Here is a 14,060-nt window from a genome sequence, read left to right on the forward strand (position 1 = left end):
CTTTCTTTATAGAATCCCCAATCTCATTAGAGGTTGGGGATTTTTTTGTTTGTATGCCTTTCTACTTCAAGATTTTTTAAAAAAGTGATCTTTTTTTGTAACGTTTCATTCTATTCTATACTTATTATGTATATTATAGTCTTATAAATACTACATAGTTATGAAGCGTGTATTTTCTTGTATTTTATTATTTGTTTTAGTTAGTTTTCAGTGCGTTGCTCAAGATATTAATTTATCAGAGAAAAGCTTATTATGGGAAGTTTCTGGAAAGGACTTGAACGAGCCTTCTTATGTTTTAGGTACATTTCACATTTTGTGTAAGGATGAATTAATTATTAGTGACAAAGTTCAAAAGGCTTTAGATAGCGTTGAGCAATTAGCTTTAGAGGTTAACTTTAGTGATCCTGTTGAATTGGCATATATGCAAAAAATGTTCGTGTCAAAGCAATCTTTATCTTCTCAATTGACCCAGGAAGAGTTAGCTGAGTTTGTGGATATTTTGAAGGAGGAATATGATTTAGAACTAGAGCAAGTAAATAGCTTTTCAACTATTGCTTTGGTTGGATTAATGATGTCTAAGTTAGTGACATGTGAAGTTAAAGGATATGATTTAGAACTTTTTGAGAAAGCATTGCACGCTAATAAATCAATAATTGGTTTAGAACATTTCATTGATCAACAGAAAGTAATGGAAAATATATTTTCACCTAAAGAGTTGATTAATCAATTTAAGGAAGTTAATGCTTATAAGGAGACTTATAATGAGATGAAGCAATCTTTCTTAGATGAAGATATTGAAGCTTTATATGAATTTGGAACCGATCCTAAGTTTGTACCTATAGAGTTTAAGAAAGACTTATTAGATAATAGAAATATAAAATGGGTAACTAAGATGCCAGAAATAATGAAGAAAAAGTCCACAATATTTGCTGTAGGAAGCGCACATCTTGGCGGAGACTATGGAGTCCTAAAATTATTAGAAAAAGATGGGTATAAAGTAAAAGCTATTTATAATTAGTAAATGTGAGCAAGACTTTAGAACAAATCTTTCTAGATCAAATAGAAGAGCATAAAGGTATTTTATATAAAGTATCTAAGATGTATATGGATAACCAAGAGGATCAAAACGATTTGTATCAAGAAATTGTTTTACAACTGTGGAAGTCCTATACTCGTTTTCAAGGGCAGAGTCAATTTTCTACTTGGATGTATAGAGTGGCTTTAAATACAGCTATTACTTATTTTAAAAAAGCTAAGCAAGTAGTTGAACGAAATGATATTTTTGATGATAAAGTTAAAAATCTTCAATCAAGTGAAGTTGATATGATTGTAGAAAGCCAAGTACAATATTTGTACAATGCTATCTATTTATTAAATGATGTAGAAAAGGCATTGATATTTTTGTATTTAGAAGGATTCTCTCATCAAGAGATAGGTAGTAATCTTGGTATTTCTGAAGGAAATGCTAGGGTGAAACTCAATAGAACAAAAAATAAATTACAAGTAATAATAAAGAATCAAGGCTATGAATTTAGATGATTTAAAGAAGTCATGGCAGGAACAAGAACTGCCTACAGATATAGTAGCTTCTCAAGAGCTTAAGAAAAAAGTAAGTCGTCTACCATTAGACAAGATTAGAGGTAATGTCAAAAAGGAGATTTGGATACAGATTGTAAGTATAGTTTTTATCGTTTTCACTCCAAATATTTTGGATATACAAAATAATAGAATAGGTGGTTTTTATCTTTTCTATGGAATATTTGTACTTATTACAGGGTATTATATTTTGAAGATGTATCGCTTTTATAGAACATCTGCTTCTTTAGAATTAAACAGTAGAGACAGTGTATATGATAGCTATTATAATGTAAAGTTGTATATTCAAATGTATGAGAACTTTTGTTATTCACTTATTCCTTTTGGTATTCTATTACTTTTAGTGGTATCTCCTTCTTCTCAATTAGACCTTATTTTGGGAGGTGATTTACACGCTTTAAAGTATTTAGGAATAGTGTCTATTATTATGGTTGTTCTAATTTACTTTATTGCCAAGTATTGGATTAAAAAACTATATGGACAATATCTTCTACAAATTGAGCATACCTTAAATCAGTTTAAGGAACAAGAATAAAAAAATCCCGATTACTGTCGGGATTTTATGTTTGTATTAAGTTATATAAACTTCATCTTTTGAATTCTTACAGCATTTAGTATGGCTAGTAATGCAACTCCTACATCTGCGAATACTGCTTCCCACATCGTAGCTACTCCACCAGCCCCTAATATAAGCACAATCACTTTCACTACTAAGGCTAGTGTAATGTTCTGAATTACTATTTTACGTGTTTCTTTACCTATATGCATTGCAGTAGCAATCTTAGATGGTTGATCTGTCTGTATCACGACATCAGCTGTTTCTATAGCTGCATCACTTCCTAATCCTCCCATAGCTATACCTACATCACTTAAAGCTAGTACAGGTGCATCATTTATTCCATCTCCTACAAAAGCGATTGACATATTCGGATGTTCTTTTTTAAGCTTTTCTACTTGCTCTACCTTACCTTCAGGTAGTAAACCTCCTAATGCTAAATCTATATTTGTTTCTTTAGCTACTTTTTGAGTGATTGTATTTTTATCACCACTAAGCATTACAGTTTTCTTTACTCCAAGAGACTTCATCAGTTTGATTGCATCCTTAGAGTCAACTTTGATCTGATCTGCAATGGTAATATATCCACTGTATTCTTTATTGATAGCCACGATAACGATACTTTCTACAATATCATCTATATCTATTGGGTAATTAATGTTATAGTGTTTTAAAAGAGCTGTATTACCAACTAGTACTTCTTTGTCATCTACTTTACCCATTAATCCTTTTCCCGAAATCTCATGTACCTCTTCTGCAGTTTTGGAAGTAGGGTAAGCTTCTACAATCGCCTTCGCTATAGGGTGTGTAGATTGTTTTTCAATAGCTGATACAATACTTACAAATTCAGTCTGTTCAACTGTAGTTTCTACTTTTTGAACTTTAAAAACTCCTTCTGTAAGTGTACCTGTTTTATCCATTACTACAATGTCTAATTTAGCCATTAACTCTAAGTAGTTAGACCCTTTAAACAAGATACCATTTCTAGAAGCAGCCCCTATTCCTCCAAAGTATCCTAACGGGACTGAGATAACTAATGCACAAGGACAAGAAATTACTAAGAATACTAATGCGCGCTCTAACCAAGTTTTAAACTCATATCCTTCTCCTAATACAAAATAAGGTATAATCGTCAAAGCAACAGCTAGAAAGAATACAATAGGAGTATATACCTTAGCGAATTTTCTAATATAAAGTTCTGTTGTAGCCTTACGTGCACTTGCTTCTTGTACCATTTGAAGGATTTTAGCAAGAGAACTATCTTGATACAACTTTGTTGTTTTAATCTCGATTACATTCTGTAAGTTAATCATTCCTGTAAGGACAGTTTCTCCTTTCTCGTATGTACTAGGTTTACTTTCACCAGTCAAGGCAGAAGTATTAAAGCTACCTTTATCCGTTAGTAGCTCTCCATCTAATGGAATCTTTTCACCTACTTTTACTTGAATGATCTCTCCGATGCTTACTTGTTCTGGATTGACAACAGTGTATTCATTGTTTCTAAACACTGTTGCTTCATTAGGGCGTATATCTAGTAGAGCCTTGATATTACCTTTAGCTTTATTTACAGCGCTTTCTTGGAATATTTCACCGATGGTATAGAATATCATTACAGCTACTCCTTCAGGATATTCACCTATAAAGAAAGCTCCTAACGTAGCTACTCCCATTAACGAGAACTCATTAAAGAAATCTCCTTTGCCTCCTAATTTCACAGCCTCTTTTAGAACAGGGAATGCTACTGGTAGGTAAGCAACGATGTACCACGATAGCCTTAATGTATTATTGTTGATAAACCAATCTGCTTTTATAATATTAGCCAGAAAGACTCCTATAAAAAACATAACTAAACTGAAGCCAACAAATAGCTTTGTATTCTCTCCTCCGTGGCTGTGGTCATGATCATGGTCGTGTCCATGATTATGATCACTGTGGTTATGTGAGTGATTATGATTTGAATGTTCTTGACACATAATTTGATGATTTTTTGTTTTTGTTTAAAGCAAATGTACCACCTTATAATGATTATAAATAATGTCAAGCCATGTTTGCAATGCTGTTGCATTACTTACTTATCCACGTAATTCTTTTTAAATAAGTACATTAAAGGGAAGCTTCGACAGCACATCCAAACACCAAAAGCAATCCACACACTGTACAATTTGAAATCTAAATAATCAAACAGCAATAGAGTAGGGATGAACCCACAGAAGGTAGCAAAGAGTAAATTATTGCGAAGTACTTTAGCATCTCCCATACCTTTAAAAATACCATCAAAGATATAAGCGAGTGAGTTGATAGGTTGCATAAAGAGAACTAACCAAAACACGCTTATGAATACCTTGATGACTTCAGGATCTTGATTAAATAATAAGCCTATCGGTTTATAAAAGATTGCACAGATTGCAATTAAAATCAGTGAAATAATAATGGCGTATTTACTGATACTTTTAGAGAGAGACCACATAGTCTGATAGTTTTTTTCACCTGCTAGTTTCCCTGACATAGCATTACCTGCACTGGCGTAACCATCTATAAAGAAAGAGAAAAATAACCAGATATTCATCAATATACTTTGTGCAGCGATATAACTTTTGCCATATCCTGTGGCATAAGCATTAGCTAAATATATTGCTAAATTTAGTGTTGCAGTACGAATAATGAAGTTAAAGCTCATAATGATTAATGGCTTTAGAGAAGGGTTAATTGTTCTTCTTACGCTTAGGTTAAAAGGGGTATGTTTAAAGAAGTAATAGAATGCCATAATCAACATGATCGTTTGTGCAATCACACTAGCATATGCCGCTCCTTTGATATGCATAGCGGGTAATACACCATCTATACCAAAGACAAAGTAGTACGTTAATACCACATTGATAATCGCTCCCGTTAAGCTACATTTCATTGCCCACACAGTATTTTGTAACCCTCTAAAAACTCCATATAGTGCAAAGGTAATTAGGGTAAGAGGAAACCCCCAAGCTCGTATTAAGTAATATTCTTTAGCATAGGTTAGAAGTAAGCCTTCAGCATTATAGGCAATAAAAATTTCTTGTACGAAGAAAGTAGTGAATATGAATAGTAGTACACTTAGACAGAAATTAAATAATATAGCCTGCGGTACTAGTGTTTTTACAGCGAATATTCTATTCGCACCTAAATGTTGAGAGACAGTAGCAGATATAGAAGTTTTAGTTTGTGCTACAATCCATATTATCGCAGATAGAAAAGAACCTACTAATCCTACGGCGCCTAATGCCTCTACACTATTTTCTTTTACATTGCCGATGATAGCGATGTCAGTTAGAGAAATTAAGGACTCTGATACCCCTGCAAAAATAGCAGGTATAGCTAGTTTATTTATTTCTTTAAAACTGATTGTAGTTTGCATATCTTATTGTTTTCAATAAAGTTGCAAAGGTCGGTTAAATAATAGACAATAAAAAACCAGCCTTCTATGCAGTACATAGAAGGCTGGCAAAAAAAAATGTCTCATTAAATAATTAAAAACGCATTCCTACACCAAAACCAATTAACATTGGGTCTAATTTTACTTTTGCAGGAATATTTAACTGATCAACACCTGTTACACCTGGAGCTACTAAGTTAGTAGCGTCAACAGTAACATCTGTTTTTAAGAATAACTTTTTGAAGTCAACGTTGATAAAGAATTTCTCTGTTAAATCAATATCAAAACCGAATTGGTAACCCCAACCGAACTTGTTGTCATATTTTATATCTTTCGCTACACCAGACTTTTCGTTATAGAAAATAGTGTAGTTCACCCCAACCCCAACATAAGGTTTAAATACTTCACCAAATTTGTGGTGGTATTGGAACATTAATGTAGGAGGTAATAAGTATACACTTCCTAAGTCTACGTTAGCTGTGCTAGGCCCTTGAGTAATAGGGTTATCTAAGCTAGATCCGATAGTCCCTACAGTATGTCTAGTAGTTCCTAGAATTAACTCAGCAGCTAAGTTTTCTGTAAAGAAGTAAGTGAAGTCTAATTCTGGAATAAAGTTGTTACTTACATCGATTTGTCCACCGATGATTCCAATATCTGCTCTGTTATGAGGTATAACACCTACACCACGTAGACGCATTTGCCATTTATAATCTTGTTTCTCAGGTGCACTAGTCGTTTCTTGTGCGAATGTAGAACCGCTTACGAATAATGCAGCTCCTAAAATTGAAAGTAGTAACTTTTTCATAATTGAGATTTTAAATTTCTAGAGTAAAATTACTGTTAAATTTGTATCTGAAATATGACTTTTATCATTTAAATACTTTTTGTTGTAAAAAAAGTTTAAATATTAGCTAAATTTATAAAATATAATTTATTGAAGTAAGTAGGTTAGCTTCTAAAATTAATATCTTTTAATATATAGATAGTTTAATTTATGTATTTGTGTGATTAATTTGTTAAAAATATAAAAATTATGAAAACATTAGTTGTAGGTGCTTCTTTGAAAGAAGAAAGGTATTCTAATAAAGCCATAAAGATGCTTAGAGAATATGGACATGAGGTAGTAGCTCATGGACTAAGAACTGGTATGGTAGAGGATGTGACTATTCATACAGACTGGTATACTGGTGATGATATAGATACAGTGACCCTATATCTTAATCCTACTAGACAGCAAGAGTATTATGAAGAGATTATAAAACTAATGCCTAGACGTGTGATTTTTAACCCTGGTACAGAGAATAATGAGTTTGTTCAGAAACTATCTGATGCAGGTATAAAATCTGAAGAAGCGTGTACATTAGTATTACTGCGTACTGAACAGTTTTAGTCATAAAACAATAAAGGTCTTATGCAATCATAAGACCTTTACTGTTTTAATTTATTTTGTTTAATACCTTGCTTTGACTAGTGGAGAATAATAATAGTACGGTGATTAATCCATTGACAAGTATTAGCTCATTGTCAAAAACATAGCCACCTAATAAGGTAGCAGAGTTATTGCTTAACCATAGTGTCAAAAATGGAGCGACTATACATATAATAGGTACTAACTTATCTTTGACAGTTCTATTATTAAACAGAATGGCGAAGGCAAACAAACCTAATAGAGGTCCGTATGTATAAGAGGCTATCTTGAAGATCATACTTACTACAGAGGCATCGTTAATCGCATTGAATAATATAATCACTAAGAACATTAATAAAGAGAACACTAAGTGTACTACCTTTCTTTTCCACACATTAGAAGCATCGTCTTTCTTCTTATCCATGTGCAGAAAGTCTATACAGAATGATGTAGTCAATGCCGTCAGAGCTGAGTCTGTAGTAGCAAATGTAGCCGCTGTCAATCCTAATAAGAATATGATAGCAGGTACTATACTTAGGTAGTTAAAAGCAATCTCTGGGAATAGCAAATCTGTTCTAGGCTTACCAGTAACTAAATCTAGTGGTACTTGGATGCCGTTCTTCTCTGCATAGATGTATAATAATGCTCCTACACCTAAGAAGAATAGGTTAATCACTACAAAGATAGCAGTGAAAGAATACATATTCTTTTGTGCTTCTTTGATGTTCTTACAGCTTAGATTTTTTTGCATAAGATCTTGATCAAGACCTACCATCGCTAGCGTTACAAATATTCCTCCTATAAACTGCTTTAAGAAATGGTATTTAGAAGATACAAAGTCTTCAAAGAAAAATATCTTAGAATAGTTACTGTTTTTTATAGTTTCAAAGGCTTCTACGGCCGAAAGGTCTAGACTGTGACAGATAAATATAATGGTAAATACAACAGAGGCAACTAAGAAGAAAGTCTGTAAGGTATCTGTAACGATAATGGTTTTTAATCCACCTTTATAAGTATATGCATAGATTAATAATAAAGCAATCAGTACTGTGGCGAAAAAGGGTATTCCGAAATAATCGAATACATATCGCTGTAGTACGATGACTACTAAATACAGTCTAAATGCTGAACCGATCGTTCTACTCAATAAAAATATAGAAGCAGCCGACTTATAACTATAATGCCCAAGCTTCTTTTCTATATAGGTATAGATAGATACCAGATTATATTTATAATACAAAGGAAGTAATACAGAGGCTGTTAATAAAAAACCGACAGCATTACCTAGAACAAACTGAAAGTACTTAAACTGTTCACCATTAGGAGAACCTACTTCTCCTGGTACGGATATAAAGGTTACCCCTGATAAGGCTGTACCTATCATCCCAAAAGCGACTAAGTACCATTTAGCATTTTTATTAGCACTAAAGAATGCGTTATTACTACTATCTTTTTTACTGATATAATGTGATATACCTATCAGTATTCCGAAGTAGATGATAATAATCGTGATTATGGTTATAGGAGTCATAGTAAGTCAATTGTTTTATTTGCTTAGAATTCAAAAGTAATTCTTTTTTAGAAATAACGACTATTGCTTTTATAGCGATCAGTTATAGAATAGAGAGAGTACATAAGTATAGTAGTAGTTTAGAGGAGTAGAGTTATTTATTAGTTTATTTTTTATCTTTGCAGTTATGGAATTCCCTTCAAAATTATTAGAAAAAGCAGTCGAAGAAGTATCACAATTACCTGGGATAGGTAAGCGTACAGCATTACGACTAATGTTACATATATTAAAGCAACCAGAGGAACAAACTCTACACTTAGCAGAAGCATTACTAAAACTAAGAAAAGATATCATCTTCTGTAAGAGTTGTTATAATATATCAGATACAGAACTATGTGATATCTGTGCTAATGAAGCACGTGATCATCAGACGATATGTGTCGTAGAAGATGTACGTGATGTAATGGCACTAGAGAATACTCAGATATTTAAAGGAATATATCATGTGCTAGGAGGTAAAATATCTCCTATAGATGGTATAGGACCTAGTCAATTAAATATTCAATCTCTAGTAGAAAAGGTAAAAGCAGGGGAGGTAAAAGAAATTATCTTTGCGCTGAGTTCTACTATGGAGGGAGACACTACCAACTTTTATATCTATAAGCAGATAAAAGATACTGGTGTTATCACCTCTACTATTGCTAGAGGTATAGCGGTAGGGGATGAATTAGAGTATGCAGATGAAGTGACGTTAGGTAGAAGTTTAGTACATCGTGTACCTTTTGAGAATGCATTTAAAGCTGTATAGTATTACAGTTTTTAAAAGAAAATCATAGAAGAGTAATTAGTAGCCCTTACCAATTACTCTTTTTTTATGGACTTAAGTTTGAGATTTAGGATGTCTTGTTTAAGGATCTTAGCTTTAGAAGATAGTAGCATTGTGATCAGTTATCATTTATATATTTTACCCTATCTTCATGCAAACCGCTATTTACATCATAGGATTATAAAAATAAGTGTATAGTTAAAATCAGGATTATAAACAATAACTGTACAGCTATAGTAGGATAAGGCAAATCCTAATTTGACTGATCGCATAGTGGTCGCATAGTGATGGCATAGTGGTCGCATAGTTTTGGCTATTTTTTATGCGACCACTATCTTATCATTACCCTACAAGAATAGTATAAAATCACCTTAGAATGATTTGAATTTTAATTAAGTAATGAATTGTGTTATTATAAGTTAGTATGAAAGGCTTGTTTATGCTAGACGTATGGGCTTATTTGCTTATAAATAGATTCATAATCTTAAATTAGAATGTTTTTAGATAGAGGTTTTAACACTAAATTAATTGTTAGACGCGTCTAATTTTGTAATTTTACATATCTAAAGAAAATTGTAATGAATTTATCAGAATTAGCTAAAGGAGAAAAAGCTACTATACAAGGTATAAAGCGAGGGTGTCCTGTGGAGGTACATCAGCGTTTCTTAGACTTAGGGTTTGTACCTGGTGCTGAAATCTATATCCATAATATCAGCCCACTAAAGGATCCTGTAGCTTATTCTATCTATAATACCATTATTTCGTTGAGAAAAGAGGATGCAGAGATGGTATTAGTGACTTTAGCTAACTAAATTATAAAAGAAGGAAAAAAATTATGGCGCAATCAGCCTGTGATATTTGTGATCTTAATGCAACAGCAGAATTAAAAAAACTAGGTGAGTCATCTGGTAAGTTTGATTATACCATTGCTCTAGCAGGAAATCCAAATACAGGTAAGAGTACAATCTTCAATGCTCTTACTGGTCTAAAACAACATACTGGAAACTGGCCAGGAAAAACAGTTACACGTGCAGAAGGAAACTTTCAGTTTAAGGATAGTAAGTATAAGATAATCGACCTTCCGGGTACTTACTCACTGATGTCTACTTCTGAAGATGAAGAAGTGGCACGTGACTTTATTTTATTTGGTCGTCCTGATGTTACTGTAGTAGTAGTAGATGCTGGTCGACTAGAACGTCATTTGAGCTTAGTAGTACAGATACAGGAGATTACAAATAAGGTGGTGGTGTGTCTGAACCTGATGGATGAGGCTCAGCGCCATGGTGTAGAAATAGACGTGAGAGGGTTATCTCGTGATCTAGGAGTACCTGTGATCCCTACTTCTGCGAGAAGAAAAGAAGGTATTACAGACTTATTAGTAGCAATAGATCAAGTAGCAACAGGTAAATATGTACCTGAGCATAAGACAATATCTGGTATATCAGGAGAATCTAGAGAGGCAGTACAGCAGGTAGCGTCTAAGTTATTAAATATAGATGCAGATTTGCCTAGTCCGTCATGGCTAGCGATGAGATTGATACAGCAAGATGCTACTATTCAATCAGCTTTAGTAAACCAAACTTTATCTACTAAAGTCAATAACGAGAATATTAAAGAGGTGATCACTTTAGCGAATAGTTATCACGAAAAGCTAGGATTAGACTATTCTGATAATGTGGCTGGAGCTATCTTCACTCAAGTATCGAAGACAGTGAAGAGTACTGTGAAATCAGATATGAATCAGCGCGCGTTCAGAGTAGACCGTATGATCGATAATGTAGTGACGAGTAAGCGATTTGGCTTTCCTATTATGTTATTGATGCTCGGGGGTATTCTATGGCTTACTATTATCGGGTCTAACTATCCATCTAGTGCATTATCTACCTTATTGTTAGAAGAGTTATATCCTATTTTAAAGAGTGGAGCAGAGAGTCTTCATTTTCCATGGTGGTTATCCGGTTTTTTAGTAGATGGAGTATATCTAGCTACAGCTTGGGTTATAGCAGTGATGTTACCACCTATGGCTATATTCTTCCCCTTGTTTACCTTATTAGAAGATTTTGGGTATTTACCAAGAGTAGCATTTAACCTAGATCGACTTTTTAAAGGAGCAGGAGCACATGGTAAGCAAGCTTTGACAATGAGTATGGGCTTCGGGTGTAATGCTGCTGGAGTGGTCTCTACTCGTATTATTAACAGTCCTCGAGAAAAACTAATTGCTATCATTACAAATAACTTTTCGCTGTGTAATGGTCGTTGGCCTACACAGATATTGATGGCAAGTATCTTTATCGGAGCCTTAGTACCATCGTATTTGTCTAATACTATCTCTACACTTGCAGTAGTGGGGATCGTAGTATTAGGGATAGGATTTACATTCTTTACTTCATGGATGCTGTCTAAGACTATGCTAAAAGGACAGGCTTCATTCTTTACCTTAGAATTGCCTCCTTATAGACCTCCAAGAGTGTTACAGACGATCTACACATCGTTAATAGATAGAACGTTAATCGTATTATGGAGAGCTATTGTCTTTGCAGCACCTGCAGGAGCAGTTATTTGGTTAATCTGTAATATAGATATAGGAGATAAAAGTATTGCCTTATGGACTATTCAAGGATTAGATCCTGTAGGAGTGTTTTTAGGATTAAATGGAGTTATTTTATTAGCCTATATCGTAGCTATTCCTGCCAATGAGATTGTTATCCCGACGGTGTTAATGTTGACCGCTATGGTATTAGGAGATGCATCTATCGGTGAAGGAGCAGGTGTCATGTTTGAGGTATCAGATGGTGAGATAGCGACTATCTTACATATGGCCGGTTGGACTACATTGACAGGAGTGAACTTGATGTTGTTTAGTTTACTACACAATCCATGTAGTACTACAATATATACGATTTATAAAGAAACGAATAGTGTGAAATGGACTACAGTAGCGTCATTATTACCAGTTCTTTTTGGAGTTATTGTGTGTTTTGTAGTAGCTCAGTTATGGTATTTATTTACCTAATTTATTAAGAGTATAATTATATTTATTATAGTATCCCCTTATTCATTTGATATGGAGAAGGGGATTTTCTTTTTATGACTGTAGAATTACTTTATTATTGGGCGAATCACGAGATTATATGATGGATAATATAGGTTCTCTTAGTGTAAGTACATATTTTATGTGAATTAACTCTTTATGTTTGTCGTCTTGCATACGAATTGTTTTATTTGAGTAATAATCTTTATAGGGATTATTCTTTAATTTTAAAAAATGAGCTATGAGAAGAGTTTTAGTATTAGGAGCATTGCTAGTCTTTACTAGTATATATGCACAATCACCTAAGAATAGCAAACAGACAGATTATGAAGTAAGTGCTTCAGAGTTATTAGATAAAGGGGATTATTACAAACTAACAGAAAGTCAGAGAACTAAGATTATAGAACGAAAGCGTACTATCGGTAGAGAGTTTGAAGCAATAGGACGTGACCGTTCACTGTCAGGTAGAGAAAAAGGTTTAAAAAAGAGGGAGTTAGCTATTAGTTTCAGACAAGATATTTATATTATTTTAAATGACTCTCAGAGGGTGAAGTGGGATAAAGCATCTTATCATAAGTATCAAAATAAAAGAAGTAAGGAAGATATAGAATACCAATTAGATATGTTAGAGATAGAGTATGAAAGAGATATTAAAAATATCGAAATCATCTATAAGGACAATGATTCTAAAAGGAAGATAGCAAAGAATAATAGAAAAGCAGAGTATAAGCAACAAAAAGAAAAACTTAAGAGACAGAAGAATAAGCTGTAATATTGTTTTGTAAAACAGTATGTTATAAAATACCTCCTTGATAAACCAATGGTTTGTTAAGGAGGTATTTCCGTTTTAGAAACAGGTGTAAGATGTACAAAATGTACATGTACAATGCATTGATTAGTCTGTATTGTGATTTTTATTATTTACCAATTTAATTATCTAATGAAATAAATCAAATATTCAGTAGGTCTACTTCTTAATTATTTAGTGTAGTATAGTTGATTAATACAATGAAAGAGGTGAATAGTAATATGGTTTACTCATAAAAAATATTCTTTCACCCATTTTATTATGACTTTATTGGCTTTGGCGCAATGTGTTTGAATAGTATAAGTGTTTTTTGTGATATATTTATTTATATGGTCTAAATTTGTGTTAAAAATATATAATAAAATATTTGTGTAATATAAAGTTTTGAAAAAATGAATAGATATCTACTTGTTTTAGTATGTGCAGTATTAACTTTTTCTGCTCATATAAGTTTCGCTTCTAGTCCAAAAAAAGAAGCAGCTCAATGGAAATATGATATTGAGTGTGCTGGTACAGGAAGTGAAGGAACCTTCTTAGTGAAAATATGGACTTATAGTAATAAAGGAACCATTCCTAATGAAGAAGCTAAGAAAAATGCTGTACATGGAGTTCTGTTCCGTGGTTTTGCAGCGAATGGAGTAGGGTGTGTTTCTCAACGACCTCTTATCAAGGATGCTTCTGTACAACATGAAAAAGCAGATTACTTCAACTCTTTTTTTGGTAAAGAAAGTCCTTATTTAAAATACGCTACTATATCTTCTTCTGTTCCTGAAGTAATCAAGGTAAGCAAAAAAGAATACAAAGTAGGATATGTAGTATCTGTATCTAAAGATTTATTGCGTAAAGATTTAGAAGTAGCTGGTATTGTAAAAAGCTTATCAGCAGGATTCTAATCAACTTATATGTACGCTGGTAC

General features: G+C 33.2%; 13 protein-coding genes. 9 read left to right on the forward strand and 4 right to left on the reverse strand.

Going from position 1 to position 14,060, the window contains the following annotated elements:
• Nucleotides 1-160: 160 nt before the first annotated feature.
• From AABL85_RS13405 to AABL85_RS13415, 3 genes are all read left to right on the forward strand, one after another.
• Nucleotides 161-1,018, forward strand: a complete 858-nt coding sequence (locus AABL85_RS13405; RefSeq protein WP_341310443.1) for a TraB/GumN family protein — start codon at nt 161-163, stop codon at nt 1,016-1,018.
• An 80-nt stretch (nt 1,019-1,098) separates the two neighbouring features.
• Nucleotides 1,099-1,539 (forward strand): RNA polymerase sigma factor, encoded by a 441-nt coding sequence (locus AABL85_RS13410; protein WP_425355296.1) that lies wholly within the window; start codon nt 1,099-1,101, stop codon nt 1,537-1,539.
• Nucleotides 1,526-2,131 carry a hypothetical protein gene (locus tag AABL85_RS13415; protein ID WP_341310444.1) on the forward strand — a complete coding sequence of 202 codons (606 nt, stop codon included), beginning with the start codon at nt 1,526-1,528 and terminating at the stop codon, nt 2,129-2,131. The genes AABL85_RS13410 and AABL85_RS13415 overlap by 14 nt, the downstream gene beginning before the upstream one ends.
• Before the next feature lie 41 nt (nt 2,132-2,172).
• Here AABL85_RS13415 and AABL85_RS13420 read toward each other — a convergent pair whose 3' ends face one another.
• The 3 genes from AABL85_RS13420 to AABL85_RS13430 form a co-directional block, all read right to left on the reverse strand.
• Complete coding sequence (locus AABL85_RS13420; RefSeq protein ID WP_341310445.1) at nt 2,173-4,125, reverse strand: heavy metal translocating P-type ATPase; 1,953 nt, start codon at nt 4,123-4,125, stop codon at nt 2,173-2,175.
• Nucleotides 4,126-4,220: 95 nt separating this feature from the next.
• Nucleotides 4,221-5,543 (reverse strand): MATE family efflux transporter, encoded by a 1,323-nt coding sequence (locus AABL85_RS13425; RefSeq protein ID WP_286414043.1) that lies wholly within the window; start codon nt 5,541-5,543, stop codon nt 4,221-4,223.
• Between the two features lie 112 nt (nt 5,544-5,655).
• Nucleotides 5,656-6,366: an OmpW/AlkL family protein gene (locus tag AABL85_RS13430; protein ID WP_286414041.1), complete on the reverse strand. Its 711-nt coding sequence runs from the start codon at nt 6,364-6,366 to the stop codon at nt 5,656-5,658.
• A 228-nt stretch (nt 6,367-6,594) separates the two neighbouring features.
• Between AABL85_RS13430 and AABL85_RS13435 the strand changes: the two genes are divergently transcribed.
• Nucleotides 6,595-6,951, forward strand: a complete 357-nt coding sequence (locus tag AABL85_RS13435) for a CoA-binding protein (RefSeq protein ID WP_341310446.1) — start codon at nt 6,595-6,597, stop codon at nt 6,949-6,951.
• 46 nt (nt 6,952-6,997) lie between these two features.
• Here AABL85_RS13435 and AABL85_RS13440 read toward each other — a convergent pair whose 3' ends face one another.
• The gene (locus AABL85_RS13440) at nt 6,998-8,500 is read right to left on the reverse strand and encodes a sodium:solute symporter (RefSeq protein WP_341310447.1); all 1,503 of its coding nucleotides are present in this window, start codon (nt 8,498-8,500) and stop codon (nt 6,998-7,000) included.
• Nucleotides 8,501-8,666: 166 nt separating this feature from the next.
• Here AABL85_RS13440 and recR point away from each other — a divergent pair, with 166 nt between their 5' ends.
• The 5 genes from recR (at nt 8,667) to AABL85_RS13465 (ending at nt 14,037) form a co-directional block, all read left to right on the forward strand.
• Nucleotides 8,667-9,287 (forward strand): recombination mediator RecR, encoded by a 621-nt coding sequence (gene recR, locus AABL85_RS13445; RefSeq protein ID WP_025126055.1) that lies wholly within the window; start codon nt 8,667-8,669, stop codon nt 9,285-9,287.
• Between the two features lie 596 nt (nt 9,288-9,883).
• Nucleotides 9,884-10,117, forward strand: coding sequence for a FeoA family protein (locus AABL85_RS13450; protein WP_006257162.1), 234 nt, complete (start codon nt 9,884-9,886; stop codon nt 10,115-10,117).
• 23 nt (nt 10,118-10,140) lie between these two features.
• Nucleotides 10,141-12,318 carry a ferrous iron transport protein B gene (gene feoB, locus AABL85_RS13455; protein ID WP_341310448.1) on the forward strand — a complete coding sequence of 726 codons (2,178 nt, stop codon included), beginning with the start codon at nt 10,141-10,143 and terminating at the stop codon, nt 12,316-12,318.
• A 259-nt stretch (nt 12,319-12,577) separates the two neighbouring features.
• On the forward strand, nt 12,578-13,108 hold the full coding sequence (locus AABL85_RS13460; RefSeq protein WP_341310449.1) for a hypothetical protein: 531 nt from the start codon (nt 12,578-12,580) through the stop codon (nt 13,106-13,108).
• Nucleotides 13,109-13,536: 428 nt separating this feature from the next.
• Nucleotides 13,537-14,037, forward strand: a complete 501-nt coding sequence (locus AABL85_RS13465; protein ID WP_286414033.1) for a hypothetical protein — start codon at nt 13,537-13,539, stop codon at nt 14,035-14,037.
• Nucleotides 14,038-14,060: the final 23 nt, after the last annotated feature.

Source organism: Myroides odoratimimus (assembly GCF_038039805.1).
GTDB lineage: Bacteria > Bacteroidota > Bacteroidia > Flavobacteriales > Flavobacteriaceae > Flavobacterium > Flavobacterium odoratimimum_B.